Here is a 13,599-nt window from a genome sequence, read left to right on the forward strand (position 1 = left end):
AATGAAATGGGGTAGCATAATGGAAAAACAATGGTGGAAAGAAAGTGTAGTATATCAAATTTATCCTCGTAGCTTTATGGATAGTAATGGTGATGGTATAGGGGATCTTCGTGGTATTATTTCAAAGCTAGATTACTTAAAAGAATTAGGGATTGATGTAATTTGGTTATCGCCAGTCTATGAATCTCCAAATGATGATAATGGTTATGATATAAGTAATTATTGTAAAATTATGAACGAGTTCGGAACAATGGAAGATTGGGATGAGCTATTACATGAAATGCATGAACGTAATATGAAACTTATGATGGATTTAGTTGTTAATCATACTTCTGATGAACATAATTGGTTTATTGAATCACGTAAATCAACAGATAATAAATATAGAGATTACTATATATGGCGTTCTGGAAAAGAAGGGAAAGAGCCGAATAATTGGGGAGCAGCTTTTAGTGGATCTGCATGGCAATATGATGAAATGACAGATGAGTATTATTTACATCTGTTTTCTAAAAAACAGCCGGATTTAAATTGGGATAATGAACAGGTAAGACAAGATGTTTATGAAATGATGAAGTTTTGGTTAGAAAAAGGAATTGATGGATTCCGCATGGATGTTATCAATTTTATTTCTAAAGAAGAAGGTTTACCGACTGTTGAAACAGAAGAAGAGGGGTATGTTTCAGGTCATAAGCATTTTATGAACGGTCCAAACATTCATAAATATTTGCATGAAATGAATGAAGAAGTATTGTCTCATTATGATATTATGACGGTTGGTGAAATGCCTGGTGTAACGACAGAAGAAGCTAAATTGTATACAGGAGAAGCTAGAAAAGAACTACAAATGGTATTTCAATTTGAACATATGGATTTAGATTCAGGAGAAGGCGGAAAATGGGATGTAAAACCATGTCCACTTCTTACTTTAAAACAGAATTTAACAAAGTGGCAAAAAGCATTAGAGCATACAGGATGGAATAGCCTGTATTGGAATAACCATGATCAGCCGCGCGTTGTATCTCGTTTTGGTAATGATGGGATGTATCGTACTGAATCTGCGAAAATGTTAGCGACGGTGCTTCATATGATGAAAGGAACACCATATATTTATCAAGGAGAAGAAATCGGAATGACTAACGTTCGATTCGAATCAATTGATGAATATCGAGATATTGAAACGCTAAATATGTATAAAGAAAAAGTGATAGACCGTGGTGAAGATAAAGAAAAAGTCATGGAATCTATTTATATAAAAGGTCGTGATAATGCTAGAACTCCGATGCAGTGGGATGATCAGTATCACGCTGGATTTACAACGGGTGAACCTTGGATTACGGTAAACCCTAATTACAAAGAGATTAATGTGAAACAAGCAATCCAAGACGAAGGATCAATTTTTTATTACTATAAGAAATTAATTGAGTTACGCAAAAATAATGAAATAGTTGTGTATGGATCGTATGATTTAATACTAGATAATAGCCCTTCTATTTTTGCTTATGTAAGAACATATGGAGAAGAAAAGCTACTTGTGATTGCAAACTTCACTGCGGATCAATGTGTATTTGAATTGCCTGAGAACATTGTTTATAGTGAATCAGAACTGTTAATACACAATTATGACTCGGAAAATGGATTAATGGAAAACGTTACATTGCGTCCATATGAAGCAATGGTGTATAAATTGAAATAAGAAAAAGCCTTATGTCCGAGCGGCATAAGGCTTTTTCTATTACCATTTTAATATTGAGAATCCGTGCGGTGGAAGTGTAACTTGTAATACACTTGCTTCTGCTGAAAATTCTTCGTTTGTATATATATTGACTATTTTCTTCCTTGTAATATGGATAGGGAGTGAAGCTGTAATTTCATCGTTAGTAGGATTTAAAACGAAAAAGATAGTTTCATCTCCATATGTTTTCGTATAAGAAATGTAATTATGTTCATCATTTGCTTCGATGAATTGGAATGTACCATGTCCTCCAAATGCTTTATATTGTTTTCGTAATGAAAGTAATGTTTGTATATGTGTAAATAATACATGGTCTTGTTCTTTTGTATCCCAAATCATACATTTGCGGCAATCCGGGTCCATGCCGCCATCTATACCGATTTCGTCTCCATAATAAATACAAGGAGAGCCGATGTAAGAAAGATGGAATACATAGAGTAACTTTAACTTATTTTTATCTCCGTTACATGTTGTTAATATTCTTGGTGTATCATGGCTGTCTAATAAATGAAATGCGGCTTCATTTATATTCATAGAGTAGGAATGTAGGGATTCTGTAATTTGTTTCATGAATTCACTTGCTTTAATGGAATTGTTAGCAAAGTAAGAAAGTAGAGCATTTGTAACAGGATAGCTCATGACAGCATCAAATTGATCTCCGTGTAGCCATGGGAGGGCGTCGTGCCAAATTTCTCCTAAAATATATACTTCAGGATTTAACGCCTTTATCTCACTTCGGAATTCTCTCCAAAAGCAGTGGTCAACTTCATTTGCTACATCAAGGCGCCAACCGTCTATATTGAATTCTCTTATCCAATAACGCCCTACTTCAAGTAAATATTCTTTTACATCTGGGTGTGCAGTATTTAATTTAGGCATATACGGTGTAAATGCGAAAGTATCATAATTAGGAAGTGGCTCGGTTATAATTGGGAATTCATGAATGTGGAACCACTCTTTATATGCTGACTTTTCACCATGTTCTAGTACGTCTTGGAATTTATCGAAAAAGTAGCCACTATGATTAAACACAGCATCGAGCATTACTTTTATACCGTGTTTATGACATGCCTCAACAAGTTCTTTGAAAGTTTCTTTCGTCCCGAATTGCGGATCGATTTCCATGTAGTCAATAGTGTCATATTTATGGTTTGAATGAGCTTTAAAAATAGGTGTGAAGTATATTCCGGAAATCCCAAGTTTAACAAGGTAATCAAGGTTTTGAATAATACCAGCAAAATCTCCTCCGAAAAAATTAGTTGGAGTTGGTTCGGTACTTCCCCAAGGGAGGGTGTTTGCTGGGTTTAATGTGCTGTCCCCGTTAGCGAATCGTTCTGGGAAGATTTGATACCATACTGTGTCCTTAATCCAAGGTGGTGCCATGAAAACGTCTTTTGTATGAATGAATGGAAAGCAGAAAAAGTTACCGACATCGTCATCTGGAATGTTTGAGAAAAAGCCTCGTTCTGCATAAATAAGAGTTTCTGTCTCAGTTTTTAATTCGAATCCATAACGTAAGCGCTTAAATTTCGGTTCGATTGAAATGGACCAATAATCAAATAATGCAGTAGAACCAGTTTTGTACATCGGCGTATTTGACGTAATCCATTTTCCATCTGTCCATTCGTAAGGGTCACCATAAATAAGAGTGGCGATTTGAACATCGTTTCTCTTAGTACGTATTCGGATGTGAATTGTTTTTTCATCGTAAGCGTATGCATAATTATCTTTCGGCCTATGGTAAACGGCTTCTTTAAGCATATAGAAAATCCCCCTTTAATATCTCTATACATATTATTCCCTTAAATGTAATAATAAAGCCTGTATTGCAAACGATTGCCTTTCTGTTAGCTTTAATATTGCTTATAAGAGTAGTATTCATTTCATATAAAGTCAATGTATAAAGAGTATAATGACATTATTTTTAAAATTAATATTTGCAAAATGAATAAAAGAATGTATAATGATAGACAAATAGCGCAAACGTTTTCATAGATTTGAGATAGGGTTTGCGCTTCTATTAAACTTTCAAATGCAAACGTTTTCAATTAGTAAGGTACATAGACAATTTAGGGAGGTTTTTTGGGATGAAGAAAGCATTATCATTATTAACGGTTTCGGCATTATCAATTGGTATGTTATCTGCATGTGGGCCGAAAGATTCAGGGAAAAAAGAGGAAAGTAAAGCGAAGAAAGACTATGACCTTCTCGTTTGGGAAGATGATAAAAAAGGCGTTGGTTTAGAACCAGCAGTGAAAAGCTTTGAGGAAAAATATAAAGTAAAAGTAAAAGTTGTTGAAATGCAAATGACAGATCAAGTGAAGAAGTTACGTCTTGATGGACCAGCGGGGACTGGACCGGATGTTGTAACATTGCCACACGATCAAATCGGAAATGCAGTAACAGAGGGCTTACTTTCTGAAGTGAAAGCAGATGATGCTGTTAAGAGTAAGTTTACTGATTTATCAATAGAAGCACAGACATATAACGGGAAACTATATGGCTTACCAAAAGCGATTGAAACACCAGTCTTTATTTACAATAAAAAGTTTATGCAAAAAGCACCAGAAACAATGGACGAATTGTTTAACTTCTCAAAAGATTTTACAAAGGATGGCAAGTACGGATTTTTAACATTAGGAGATAATTTCTACTTTGCTAATGCATTCATGGCAGGTATGGGTGGTTATGTGTTTGGTGAAAAAGATGGAAAACCAAATGCAAGTGATGTTGGGTTAAATAATAGTGGTGCTGTACAAGGTGCTGAATATCTTCAGAAATGGTACAAAGAAAAACTATTCCCGAAAGGTATTATCGGTGAATCTGGTGGACCTGCTGCTGACGGATTATTTAATGAAGGAAAAGCAGCTTCTATCATGAACGGACCATGGGCGTTCCAAGCGATGGAAAAGAACGGAATTGATTATGGTGTTGCTCCAATGCCAAAATTACCAAATGGTCAACCGATGAAAACGTTCGTTGGGGTAAAAGGATGGCATGTAACAAGCTTCTCTAAACAAAATGATTTAGCTACTAAATTCACTGAATGGGTAACGAATGAAGAAAACGCGAAAATTAGATTTGAGAAAACGAAAGAAATTCCGCCAGTAAAATCAGTAATGGAAGATCCGATTATTAAAGATAACGAAGCTGCAAAAGCGGTTGCAACGCAATCAGAAAATGGAATTCCAATGCCAAACATTCCAGAAATGCAAGAAGTATGGAAGCCAGCTGGAGATGCCCTTCAATTAGTTGTTACAGATAAAGAGGCGCCAAAAGCAGCTCTTGATAGTGCAGTGAAGCAAATTAAAGGTAATATTGAGGCAAATCATAACAAGAAAAAATAAGGTGAAGTTCGTGCCTCTAATATGAGAGGCACGAATTCTCTCCCTTCCAAGTAGGAAGAAAAAAGGGGGAAGGAATATGCAAACATCTATGGAACCAATGAAAGATATGAACGGTTCAAAACATAGGAAAATGGCAACCATGTTATCAATCATTCCGGGCGTGGGCCAAATGTATAATAAACAATTTGTAAAAGGTCTTATTTTTCTAGTATTAACAGGTTCATTTATTGTAGCCTTTGCTGATTTATTAAATATGGGATTATGGGGGATTGTAACGCTTGGTACAGAAGTTCCACGTGATCATTCTGTCTTTCTATTAGTGGAAGGGATCTTAGCACTTATCGTTATCGTGTTTGGACTCGGAATATATGCATTTAATTTATATGATGCATATCAAAATGGAAAGAAACGTGATATCGGAACACCATTAAACTCTGTAAAAGAGCAATACCGTAATTTACTAGATCAAGGCTTTCCATATTTAATGGTTTCGCCAGGTTTTCTACTACTTATCTTTGTTGTTGTATTTCCAATCATTTTCGTAATTTTAATTGGATTTACGAACTATGATTTATATCATTCTCCTCCAGCTAAATTAGTAGATTGGGTGGGCTTCAAAAACTTTATTGATATTTTCACACTACCGATGTGGAGAGAGACATTTTTAAGTGTATTCTCTTGGACAGTCATTTGGACATTCGTTGCAACGACATTACAAGTTGCACTCGGTATTTTTTTAGCGATTATCGTAAACCAGCCTGGTATTAAAGGTAAGGCAATTATTCGAACAATCTTCATTTTACCGTGGGCTGTCCCAGCATTCGTATCTATTCTTGTTTTTTCTGGTATGTTTAATGAAACATTTGGAGCAATTAACAATCAAGTATTGGCGTTATTCGGAATTGAAAAGATAGCTTGGATGACAGATCCATTTTGGGCGAAGATAGCTTTAATTATGATTCAAACGTGGCTTGGGTTCCCATTCGTCTTTGCAATGACAACAGGTATTTTGCAATCGATTCCAGGAGAATTATATGAAGCGGCTACAGTAGATGGAGCGACAGCTTGGCAACAGTTTCGTAAAATTACATTGCCACTTGTTTTATATGCAACAGCACCAATATTAATTACGCAATATACGTTTAACTTTAATAACTTTAGTATTATCTATCTATTTAACGGCGGAGGTCCTGCTGTAGCTGGACAAGATGCAGGTGGAACAGATATTTTAATTTCATGGATTTATAAGTTGACGATGACTTCAGCGCAGTACGGGAAAGCAGCAGCTCTTACAATGATTTTATCGTTAATCGTTATTACAGTTGCGTTATGGCAATTTAAGAGAACAAAATCATTCCAAGAAGAGGATATGATGTAAATGAATATTAAAAGACAGAAGATGTTACGTCTCTCATTAAGCTATTTCGTTATTTTTGTAATGTGTGCCATCATTTTCTATCCATTATTATGGATTATTGGCTCATCGTTTAATCCGGGTGATAGTTTATCTGGATCAAGTATTATTCCGCAAAATGCAACGTTAGATCATTATCGTAAGTTATTAGATCTAGAGAATAGTAATTACTTACTATGGTATAAAAACACATTAAAAGTAAGTGTTTTAACGATGATTTTCTCAGTGTTAGCAATTAGTTTTACTGCTTATGCATTTTCGAGATACCGTTTTGTTGGAAGAAAAAATGGCTTACTAACATTTTTAATTCTGCAAATGATTCCGAACTTTGCAGCGTTAATCGCTCTTTACGTATTAGCGCAGTTAACAGGATTAATTGATACACACCTTGCATTAATTTTAATTTATGTAGGCGGGGCAATCCCTATGAATACATGGCTTATGAAAGGGTATTTTGATACGATTCCGAAAGAATTGGATGAGTCAGCTCGTATGGATGGAGCAGGGCATTTTCGTATTTTTTGGCAAATCATTATGCCGCTTGCAAAGCCAATCGTAGCGGTTGTAGCGTTATTCACTTTCATCGGTCCATTTACAGATTTCATTTTAGCGAGTATCATTTTGCGCACACCAGAAAATTATACTTTAGCAGTTGGATTATATGAAATGGTAGCGAAGAAATTTGGTAATGAATTTACGACGTTTGCAGCGGGTTCAGTATTAATTGCAATCCCAATTTCAATTTTATTCCTATCACTACAAAAATACTTTATCTCTGGTTTAACAGCTGGAGGTACGAAAGGATGAAAAATGGGACATTACGTCCCATTTTTCTTTTCATCTCCCTATAAAAAGCTTTATAGGGAGATGAAAAGAGATTTGACATCACATGTGAAAATAAGTGAAATAAATAGTATATTATAGTATAGGAAAAAAGAGCTATATCCCTTACAATACATGGAGAGGGAGAATATGATAAGTTTTGCAAGATAAAATAAATAAATGAAAGTTTATGACTTCTCCTATGACTTGCAACGAGTGCAAGATAAAATATATGAAAAATGGCAGAGAAGTGAGAGGAGGGGATTTTTTATGACAGTTACAATTAAAGATGTGGCGAAGAAGGCGAACGTAGCACCATCAACTGTTTCTCGTGTAATTGCTGATAATCCAAGTATAAGTGAAAAGACAAAGCGCCGTGTTCGAAAAGTAATGAGTGAATTAGGATATCATCCAAATTTAAATGCAAGAAACCTTGCGAACCAAACGACGAAGACACTTGGTCTTGTTATGCCAAGCTCTGCAAGTAAAGCTTTTCAAAATCCGTTTTTCCCGGAAGTTATAAGAGGAATTAGTTCATTTGCACATGTGGAAGGGTATGCACTTTATATGTCGACAGGTGAAACGGAAGATGAAATTTTTAATGGTGTTGTAAAAATGGTACAAGGGCGTCAAATTGGTGGTATTATTCTTTTATATTCAAGAGAGAACGATCGGATTATTCAATACTTGCATGACCAAAACTTCCCGTTTGTTTTAATTGGAAAACCATATGATCGAAAAGATGAAATCACATATGTAGATAATGACAATTATACAGCTGCAAGAGAAGTGGCAGAATATTTAATTTCACTAGGACATAAACAGGTCGCGTTCATTGGTGGTGGCTCAGATTTACTTGTAACAAGAGATCGTTTAGCAGGTATGAGTGATGCTTTAAAATTAGCAGACATTGTATTACCGAAAGAGTATATTTTACATTTTGATTTTTCAAGGGAAAGTGGTCAACAAGCTGTTGAAGAGTTAATGGGACTAAAACAACCACCGACAGCAATTATAGCTACGGATGATTTAATTGGACTTGGTGTGTTAAGTGCGCTTTCTAAAAAAGGATTCGTTGTACCGAAAGACGTTTCAATTGTAAGCTTTAATAATGCTTTATTATCAGAAATTGCGAGTCCGCCGCTTTCAACAGTTGATGTGAATATATATCAGTTAGGATATGAAGCAGCAAAAGCTTTAGTTGATAAAGTGGAGAATGCTGAATCTACTGCCAAGTGTATCATTATTCCGCATAAATTATTGAAGCGTCAAACATGTGATCATTATGCATAAAAAAAGCTAGGAGTTTAACTCTTAGCTTTTTTTTGTAGAAAGGCTTCTAAACGATCACAGCCTTCTTTTAAAGTTTCGATACTATATGCATAGGAAAGGCGAAGATAACCTTCACCATACTCAGAAAATGCTGTTCCAGGAACGATGGCTAGTCCAGCTTCTTTTACTAGATCAAGTGCAAAATCAAATGATGAAGATGTTAAATGGCCAACATATGGGAATAAGTAAAATGCACCTGTTGGTTTTTCAACTGTTAGCCCCATTTGAGTGAGTCTATTATATACGTAATCACGGCGTTTTTTGTATTGGTGGCGCATCATCTTCGGTGCGTCTATAGCGGCAGTTAATGCTTCGATTGCGGCATATTGAGCGATTGAAGTAGCACATGTTACATTGTATTGATGAACTTTTAAAATATGTCCTGCTAAATAGCTTGGTGCGAATAAAAGTCCAACACGCCAGCCAGTCATAGAATGTGATTTAGATAAACCGTTAATGACGATCGTCTTTTCACGCATTTCTGGGAAATGGGCGATAGATGTGTGTTTTTCTTCGTATACAAGTTCGCTGTAAATTTCATCTGAAAGAACAAAAATATTTTTATCTTCTAAGACTGATACAATATCTTTTAATTCTTCTTTTGATAAAGTTACACCAGTTGGATTAGAAGGATATGGCAGTACGACGCATCTCGTTTTTTCTGTAATAGCATTTTCTAGTGCTGCAGCAGTTAAACGAAATCCAGTTTCACGAACATCTACAAAAATTGGCGTTGCGCCGCATAGTCGAATAATAGGCTCGTAACCTGGATAAATAGGAGCAGGCAAAATTACTTCTGTCCCGGGCTCTAAAATCGTTCGGAATGCAACGTCAATTGCTTCACTAGCACCGATTGTAACGATGGTTTCGTTTTCAGCTGAATAATGTAAATCGTAGTTATCTTTTACAAAGTTACAAGCGGCCTTTCGTAATTCTAGTAAACCAGCGTTATGTGTGTAGCTTGTATAATTTTCTGTAATGGCCCGTTTTGCCGCTTCTTTTACGAGAGAAGGTGTAGGGAAATCGGGTTGCCCAATTGTTAAAGAGATAAGATTATCATAGTTTTGAATCATATTAGAGAATTGGCGGATTCCAGAAATTTGGATGTCCTTTACTCTAGGATTGATGAATTGTTCCATTGTATCTCCCTTTCTTCCGTTTGAAAATTAAGTTCATTTTATCATACTTTCTATAATTACGCTTTGTATATGAAATTTAGAAAGAGAGAACAGAAAAAAAGCCGCTATAAGCGACTTTTTAGTATCCGTATTCCCAATCTATTTCATCTTCATTCCAAAGTACAGAGGATACTTTGCCAAGGTGAACAACTGATTCGTTCACAGCACATGTGCAATCTGCTTCTCCTGTTTTATGCTGTAATTCCTCATACACTGATTTTTCAACATTTTCTAGAACAACCAAATTTTCTTCTTTTAAAACAAGCGTAGTACCCGCCATATTTATCTTCCTCCTACTAAAGTAATGATCACTTATTTGTAAACATAGATAGTATGGATTATATGCTGTATTTTACTATAGTTGTCCGTCTAGTGAAGTATTTTTTATATTTTCTTTGTAATCCGTATTCATTGTATACTGCATGAAGGAAATTTGGTACAGGGTTTACAATCATTTCGAAAATCTGTAACAATTAATATGTGTTGTTAACAAAGAATTAACAAATATGTTAAGAAAAATCAAAATTTTAAAACAAATACACTGATAAAATGATATAATCATATCAAAATACATATAGGGGATGAGAGGCTATGGAGCTTATCCGTGATTTATTGATCCAAATTGCCATCATTATTTTGCCATTATTTTTATATGAAGCGATTCGTTTAAATCGCTATCAAGAAATGCCTCCGAAGCCGAATCGTTACTTTATTATGTTTTTATCTAGCGTTACGCTCGTTCTCTCCATGACATATTCTATTTGTTTTGACAATGTTTGCGGGTATAACTTTCACCCAATCCCAATTGTCAGTGGTTTTTTATATGGTGGGATTGTCGGTTTAATCCCAGCAGTTATTTTTGTTACATATGAATGGGCACTAAAAGGAATGAGCATTCTTCCAGTTGTAGAAGTAATATTTCTATTGATAGTTCCATTGTTCTTATCAAAGAAATGGTCTCTTTTTTCAAGGGGTAAGAAGCTAATTTTAGCATTTATGATTTCGTCATTTTATGTATTGGTTTTTCTAGTATTTGGTATAATTAATGTGCTGTTAGAAACAGGTTTTACACCGTATATTTCGCAAATATATAGCGGATTTATATTTGCCTCGCTTATTATGGTTATGACTATGGTATTTCAGGTGTATTTAACGGAATATTTAAATGAAAACGCATTACTACGTACTGAGATGCAAAAATCAGAAAAACTTAATATCGTAAGTGAATTAGCAGCAAGTGTTGCACATGAGGTTCGAAATCCGCTCACTGTTGTTCGTGGATTTATCCAATTGCTAGAAAGTACGGAAGAAATGAAGAATAAGGACTATATGCGTCTCGTATTAGCTGAATTAGATCGGGCGGAACAAATTATTTCAGATTATTTAAATTTAGCAAGACCGCAAATTGAGAAAAAAGAACACATTTGTTTATCCGCGCAACTTATAGAAATGACTACTTTGATGTCATCATTTGCAGCGATGCAAGGTGTATATTTGCAAGTTGAGATTTCTGAGAGCCTTTATACGATTGGTGATAAGACGAAATTGAAGCAAGCTATTATGAATGTTGTTAAAAATGGTATTGAAGCAATTCAAGGAAATAAAGGATATTTAAAAGTAACGGCTGTTCAAAAAGACGAAACAATCGTAATAAGAGTTAAAGATAGTGGCGTTGGTATGACAAAAGAACAGTTAGCAAGGCTTGGACAACCGTATTATTCTTTAAAAGAAAAAGGGACGGGATTAGGACTTATGGTGACATTTAGTATTTTACAAGCGCATAATGGTACACTGGAATATAAAAGCGAAAGCGGAAAAGGTACTGAAGCGATTATTATATTACCGGCTGTAAGAAATAAGGAATAAAAGTTACCGATGGAAGGTAACTTTTTATTTTATATTGTTTATTCGTTTGTTCTTTCTTGTTTTGTTCGGCTAAATAAACTTTTAAATGAATGGAAGAAACCTTGTTCTTTTGAGGCGGCGACCATTCTTTTTGTTTCTTGAATTTCGCGAATAACTTGCATAAGTTGTGTATCACGGTTACTGTCTTTATTATAAATTTGATTAACGAGTTTATTCATTTTTTCTTCTTGCTTGGATTCTCGTTTATACATATGATTCATTAATAAGTCCATCTTTTCTTTTTGCAAGGCATCTGTTTGAGCGGCGTGATCAACTAACTCTTGTAGCATTTTTTCTTGAGAGCCTTCTTTTACATAAACTTGTTGCATCAATTCATCTAATTTTTCATCTTTCAAACGATTTTGTGTAATTAGAGTAGAATTTTGATGAATAATTGCTTCATTTAATTGAGCGAGCATTTCGAGTTTTAACATGAACTCCTCAAAGTTACGCCCATCTTCTTTTTCTTTCGTTTGTATTTCTTGCTTATCTTGTATAGCGGGTACAGGCGGGGCCTCTTTTTCTTTTAAAATAATAGGTATCGTTTCTGAAATATCTTCTTGAAGTTTAGCAGCTCTTTCATGTATAGATTTCAATAGTTTTAAATCATCCAGTTTATAAATACGAGCATCAGCTGTTTTTGAAATGATATAACCATGTTCCTCTAACAGTTGGCTATATTTACGGACTATATGTTTTGGGATGCCTGTTTTATTCGTGACATCTTTTGTTTTATAGATAGCTTCCATGTTATTTCCTCCCCAAAAAGTATCGTATATATCATTTCAATCTTTTTATGAGGACTTCCTTTGAAAAAGAATGTCGGAAGGTTATTAGTTTTCTACAGCATTAGTGAAAAGATGAAGAAAAATGAGAGATTTTTGGCGGAATGGCGAAGAAGAGCTAAAATAATGTCTGAAAACATATACAGGAGAAGTTTGTTATAATAACGGAGGAAAAGAAACTGGTAGAATCATGGAGGTATACATGAAGCAATTAAAAGGTATTATCATTTCAATTATTGCAATTCTTTCTATTGTAGTAGCGGTGTATGAAGTACTTGTTCCAGAGGAAACAAGTATCAAAAAAACGAATGCGTATGATCAAGTTCTAGAATTTCCGAAAGAGCGATATCCAGAGACAGGGAAACATATTACGGATGCTATAAAAGAAGGACATTCAGAAGTTTGTACAATTGATCGCGGTGGTGCTGGAGATAGAAGGAAATTATCGTTAGCTCCATATCCATCAAAAAAAGGCTATGATCGTGATGAATGGCCCATGGCGATGTGTAAAGAAGGCGGAAAAGGGGCGCATATTGAATATATAAGTCCAGCGGATAATCGCGGAGCAGGTTCTTGGGTAGGAAATAAGTTAGATAAATATCCAGATGGTACGCGTGTGAAATTTGAAGTGAAGTAGTGTTACATATTTCATAATGAAGGAGAAGGGGAACGATGGAGTTAACAATTTCTTATTCACAATTAATGTTGATGAACTATGACGGTGAACAGCCTTACGTAGACTGGACGGATGAAGATTTTGATAGAGGTTATGCTAAGGCGGATGGAACTGTTATTTTTGAAGCACTTTCTGATTATACTTGTGAAGTAAAAGTGACTTGTGGAAAACATATTGAGAAAGAAGAAGTAATTAGAACAGTTACGGTTCCTTTTACAGTTAAAAATGAATGTATCGTTGTAACGAGTATTCTTTCAAATAAATTTCAAATTCCTATTCCAAATGGTGAGTATACAGTTGTATTGCAGGTAATTCCTCTTGAAGAACCAACGGATGATGAGTTATATAAACTACAATACGAATTCTTTTTTGAAAGTAAAGAATAAAAAATGGGTTATCCTAAGG

At 34.9% G+C, this 13,599-nt stretch carries 12 protein-coding genes; 8 read left to right on the forward strand and 4 right to left on the reverse strand.

Annotation, left to right across the window (positions count from 1 at the left end; translation table 11 throughout):
- Positions 1–19: 19 nt before the first annotated feature.
- The gene (gene malL / locus JDS81_RS03580; protein WP_097953035.1) at positions 20–1,696 is read left to right on the forward strand and encodes an oligo-1,6-glucosidase; all 1,677 of its coding nucleotides are present in this window, start codon (positions 20–22) and stop codon (positions 1,694–1,696) included.
- Between the two features lie 39 nt (positions 1,697–1,735).
- Here malL and JDS81_RS03585 read toward each other — a convergent pair whose 3' ends face one another.
- Positions 1,736–3,496, reverse strand: a complete 1,761-nt coding sequence (locus JDS81_RS03585; protein WP_097954292.1) for an alpha-glycosidase — start codon at positions 3,494–3,496, stop codon at positions 1,736–1,738.
- A 326-nt stretch (positions 3,497–3,822) separates the two neighbouring features.
- Here JDS81_RS03585 and JDS81_RS03590 point away from each other — a divergent pair, with 326 nt between their 5' ends.
- From JDS81_RS03590 to malR, 4 genes are all read left to right on the forward strand, one after another.
- Complete coding sequence (locus tag JDS81_RS03590; RefSeq protein ID WP_000709915.1) at positions 3,823–5,082, forward strand: extracellular solute-binding protein; 1,260 nt, start codon at positions 3,823–3,825, stop codon at positions 5,080–5,082.
- Positions 5,083–5,158: 76 nt separating this feature from the next.
- On the forward strand, positions 5,159–6,460 hold the full coding sequence (gene malC, locus JDS81_RS03595; protein ID WP_001195002.1) for a maltosaccharide ABC transporter permease MalC: 1,302 nt from the start codon (positions 5,159–5,161) through the stop codon (positions 6,458–6,460).
- The gene (gene malD, locus JDS81_RS03600) at positions 6,461–7,303 is read left to right on the forward strand and encodes a maltosaccharide ABC transporter permease MalD (protein WP_001022595.1); all 843 of its coding nucleotides are present in this window, start codon (positions 6,461–6,463) and stop codon (positions 7,301–7,303) included.
- A 285-nt stretch (positions 7,304–7,588) separates the two neighbouring features.
- Complete coding sequence (gene malR, locus JDS81_RS03605; RefSeq protein WP_000219032.1) at positions 7,589–8,611, forward strand: maltose operon transcriptional repressor MalR; 1,023 nt, start codon at positions 7,589–7,591, stop codon at positions 8,609–8,611.
- Positions 8,612–8,625: 14 nt separating this feature from the next.
- Here the strand turns inward: malR and JDS81_RS03610 are convergent, their stop codons facing one another.
- Together JDS81_RS03610 and JDS81_RS03615 are read right to left on the reverse strand one after the other, a co-directional pair.
- Positions 8,626–9,789, reverse strand: coding sequence for an aminotransferase A (locus JDS81_RS03610; RefSeq protein ID WP_097954291.1), 1,164 nt, complete (start codon positions 9,787–9,789; stop codon positions 8,626–8,628).
- 118 nt (positions 9,790–9,907) lie between these two features.
- Positions 9,908–10,108 carry a hypothetical protein gene (locus tag JDS81_RS03615; RefSeq protein ID WP_000929282.1) on the reverse strand — a complete coding sequence of 67 codons (201 nt, stop codon included), beginning with the start codon at positions 10,106–10,108 and terminating at the stop codon, positions 9,908–9,910.
- 311 nt (positions 10,109–10,419) lie between these two features.
- On the opposite strand from JDS81_RS03615, the gene JDS81_RS03620 reads away from it, so the two are divergent.
- Positions 10,420–11,694 (forward strand): sensor histidine kinase, encoded by a 1,275-nt coding sequence (locus JDS81_RS03620; protein WP_000420365.1) that lies wholly within the window; start codon positions 10,420–10,422, stop codon positions 11,692–11,694.
- A 38-nt stretch (positions 11,695–11,732) separates the two neighbouring features.
- On the opposite strand, the gene JDS81_RS03625 is transcribed toward JDS81_RS03620, so the two are convergent.
- The gene (locus JDS81_RS03625; RefSeq protein ID WP_000387496.1) at positions 11,733–12,482 is read right to left on the reverse strand and encodes a DUF3967 domain-containing protein; all 750 of its coding nucleotides are present in this window, start codon (positions 12,480–12,482) and stop codon (positions 11,733–11,735) included.
- A gap of 238 nt (positions 12,483–12,720) precedes the next feature.
- On the opposite strand from JDS81_RS03625, the gene nucA reads away from it, so the two are divergent.
- Entirely contained in the window at positions 12,721–13,155 is a 435-nt protein-coding gene (nucA, locus tag JDS81_RS03630) for a DNA-entry nuclease (protein ID WP_000811503.1), read from the forward strand.
- Between the two features lie 35 nt (positions 13,156–13,190).
- Positions 13,191–13,580 carry a competence protein ComJ gene (locus tag JDS81_RS03635; RefSeq protein ID WP_000424021.1) on the forward strand — a complete coding sequence of 130 codons (390 nt, stop codon included), beginning with the start codon at positions 13,191–13,193 and terminating at the stop codon, positions 13,578–13,580.
- Positions 13,581–13,599 lie beyond the last annotated feature (19 nt).

It is taken from the genome of Bacillus cereus group sp. N31 (assembly GCF_016483245.1).
GTDB lineage: Bacteria > Bacillota > Bacilli > Bacillales > Bacillaceae_G > Bacillus_A > Bacillus_A toyonensis.

Excerpts from the sequence above, each read along its gene's own strand:
- malC (WP_001195002.1), top strand. The coding sequence starts at position 5,159 with ATGCAAACATCTATGGAACCAATGAAAGATATGAACGGTTCAAAACAT.
- JDS81_RS03610 (WP_097954291.1), bottom strand. The coding sequence starts at position 9,789 with ATGGAACAATTCATCAATCCTAGAGTAAAGGACATCCAAATTTCTGGA.
- malD (WP_001022595.1), top strand. The coding sequence starts at position 6,461 with ATGAATATTAAAAGACAGAAGATGTTACGTCTCTCATTAAGCTATTTC.
- JDS81_RS03590 (WP_000709915.1), top strand. The coding sequence starts at position 3,823 with ATGAAGAAAGCATTATCATTATTAACGGTTTCGGCATTATCAATTGGT.
- malL (WP_097953035.1), top strand. The coding sequence starts at position 20 with ATGGAAAAACAATGGTGGAAAGAAAGTGTAGTATATCAAATTTATCCT.
- JDS81_RS03625 (WP_000387496.1), bottom strand. The coding sequence starts at position 12,482 with ATGGAAGCTATCTATAAAACAAAAGATGTCACGAATAAAACAGGCATC.
- JDS81_RS03635 (WP_000424021.1), top strand. The coding sequence starts at position 13,191 with ATGGAGTTAACAATTTCTTATTCACAATTAATGTTGATGAACTATGAC.
- malR (WP_000219032.1), top strand. The coding sequence starts at position 7,589 with ATGACAGTTACAATTAAAGATGTGGCGAAGAAGGCGAACGTAGCACCA.
- JDS81_RS03615 (WP_000929282.1), bottom strand. The coding sequence starts at position 10,108 with ATGGCGGGTACTACGCTTGTTTTAAAAGAAGAAAATTTGGTTGTTCTA.
- JDS81_RS03620 (WP_000420365.1), top strand. The coding sequence starts at position 10,420 with ATGGAGCTTATCCGTGATTTATTGATCCAAATTGCCATCATTATTTTG.
- nucA (WP_000811503.1), top strand. The coding sequence starts at position 12,721 with ATGAAGCAATTAAAAGGTATTATCATTTCAATTATTGCAATTCTTTCT.
- JDS81_RS03585 (WP_097954292.1), bottom strand. The coding sequence starts at position 3,496 with ATGCTTAAAGAAGCCGTTTACCATAGGCCGAAAGATAATTATGCATAC.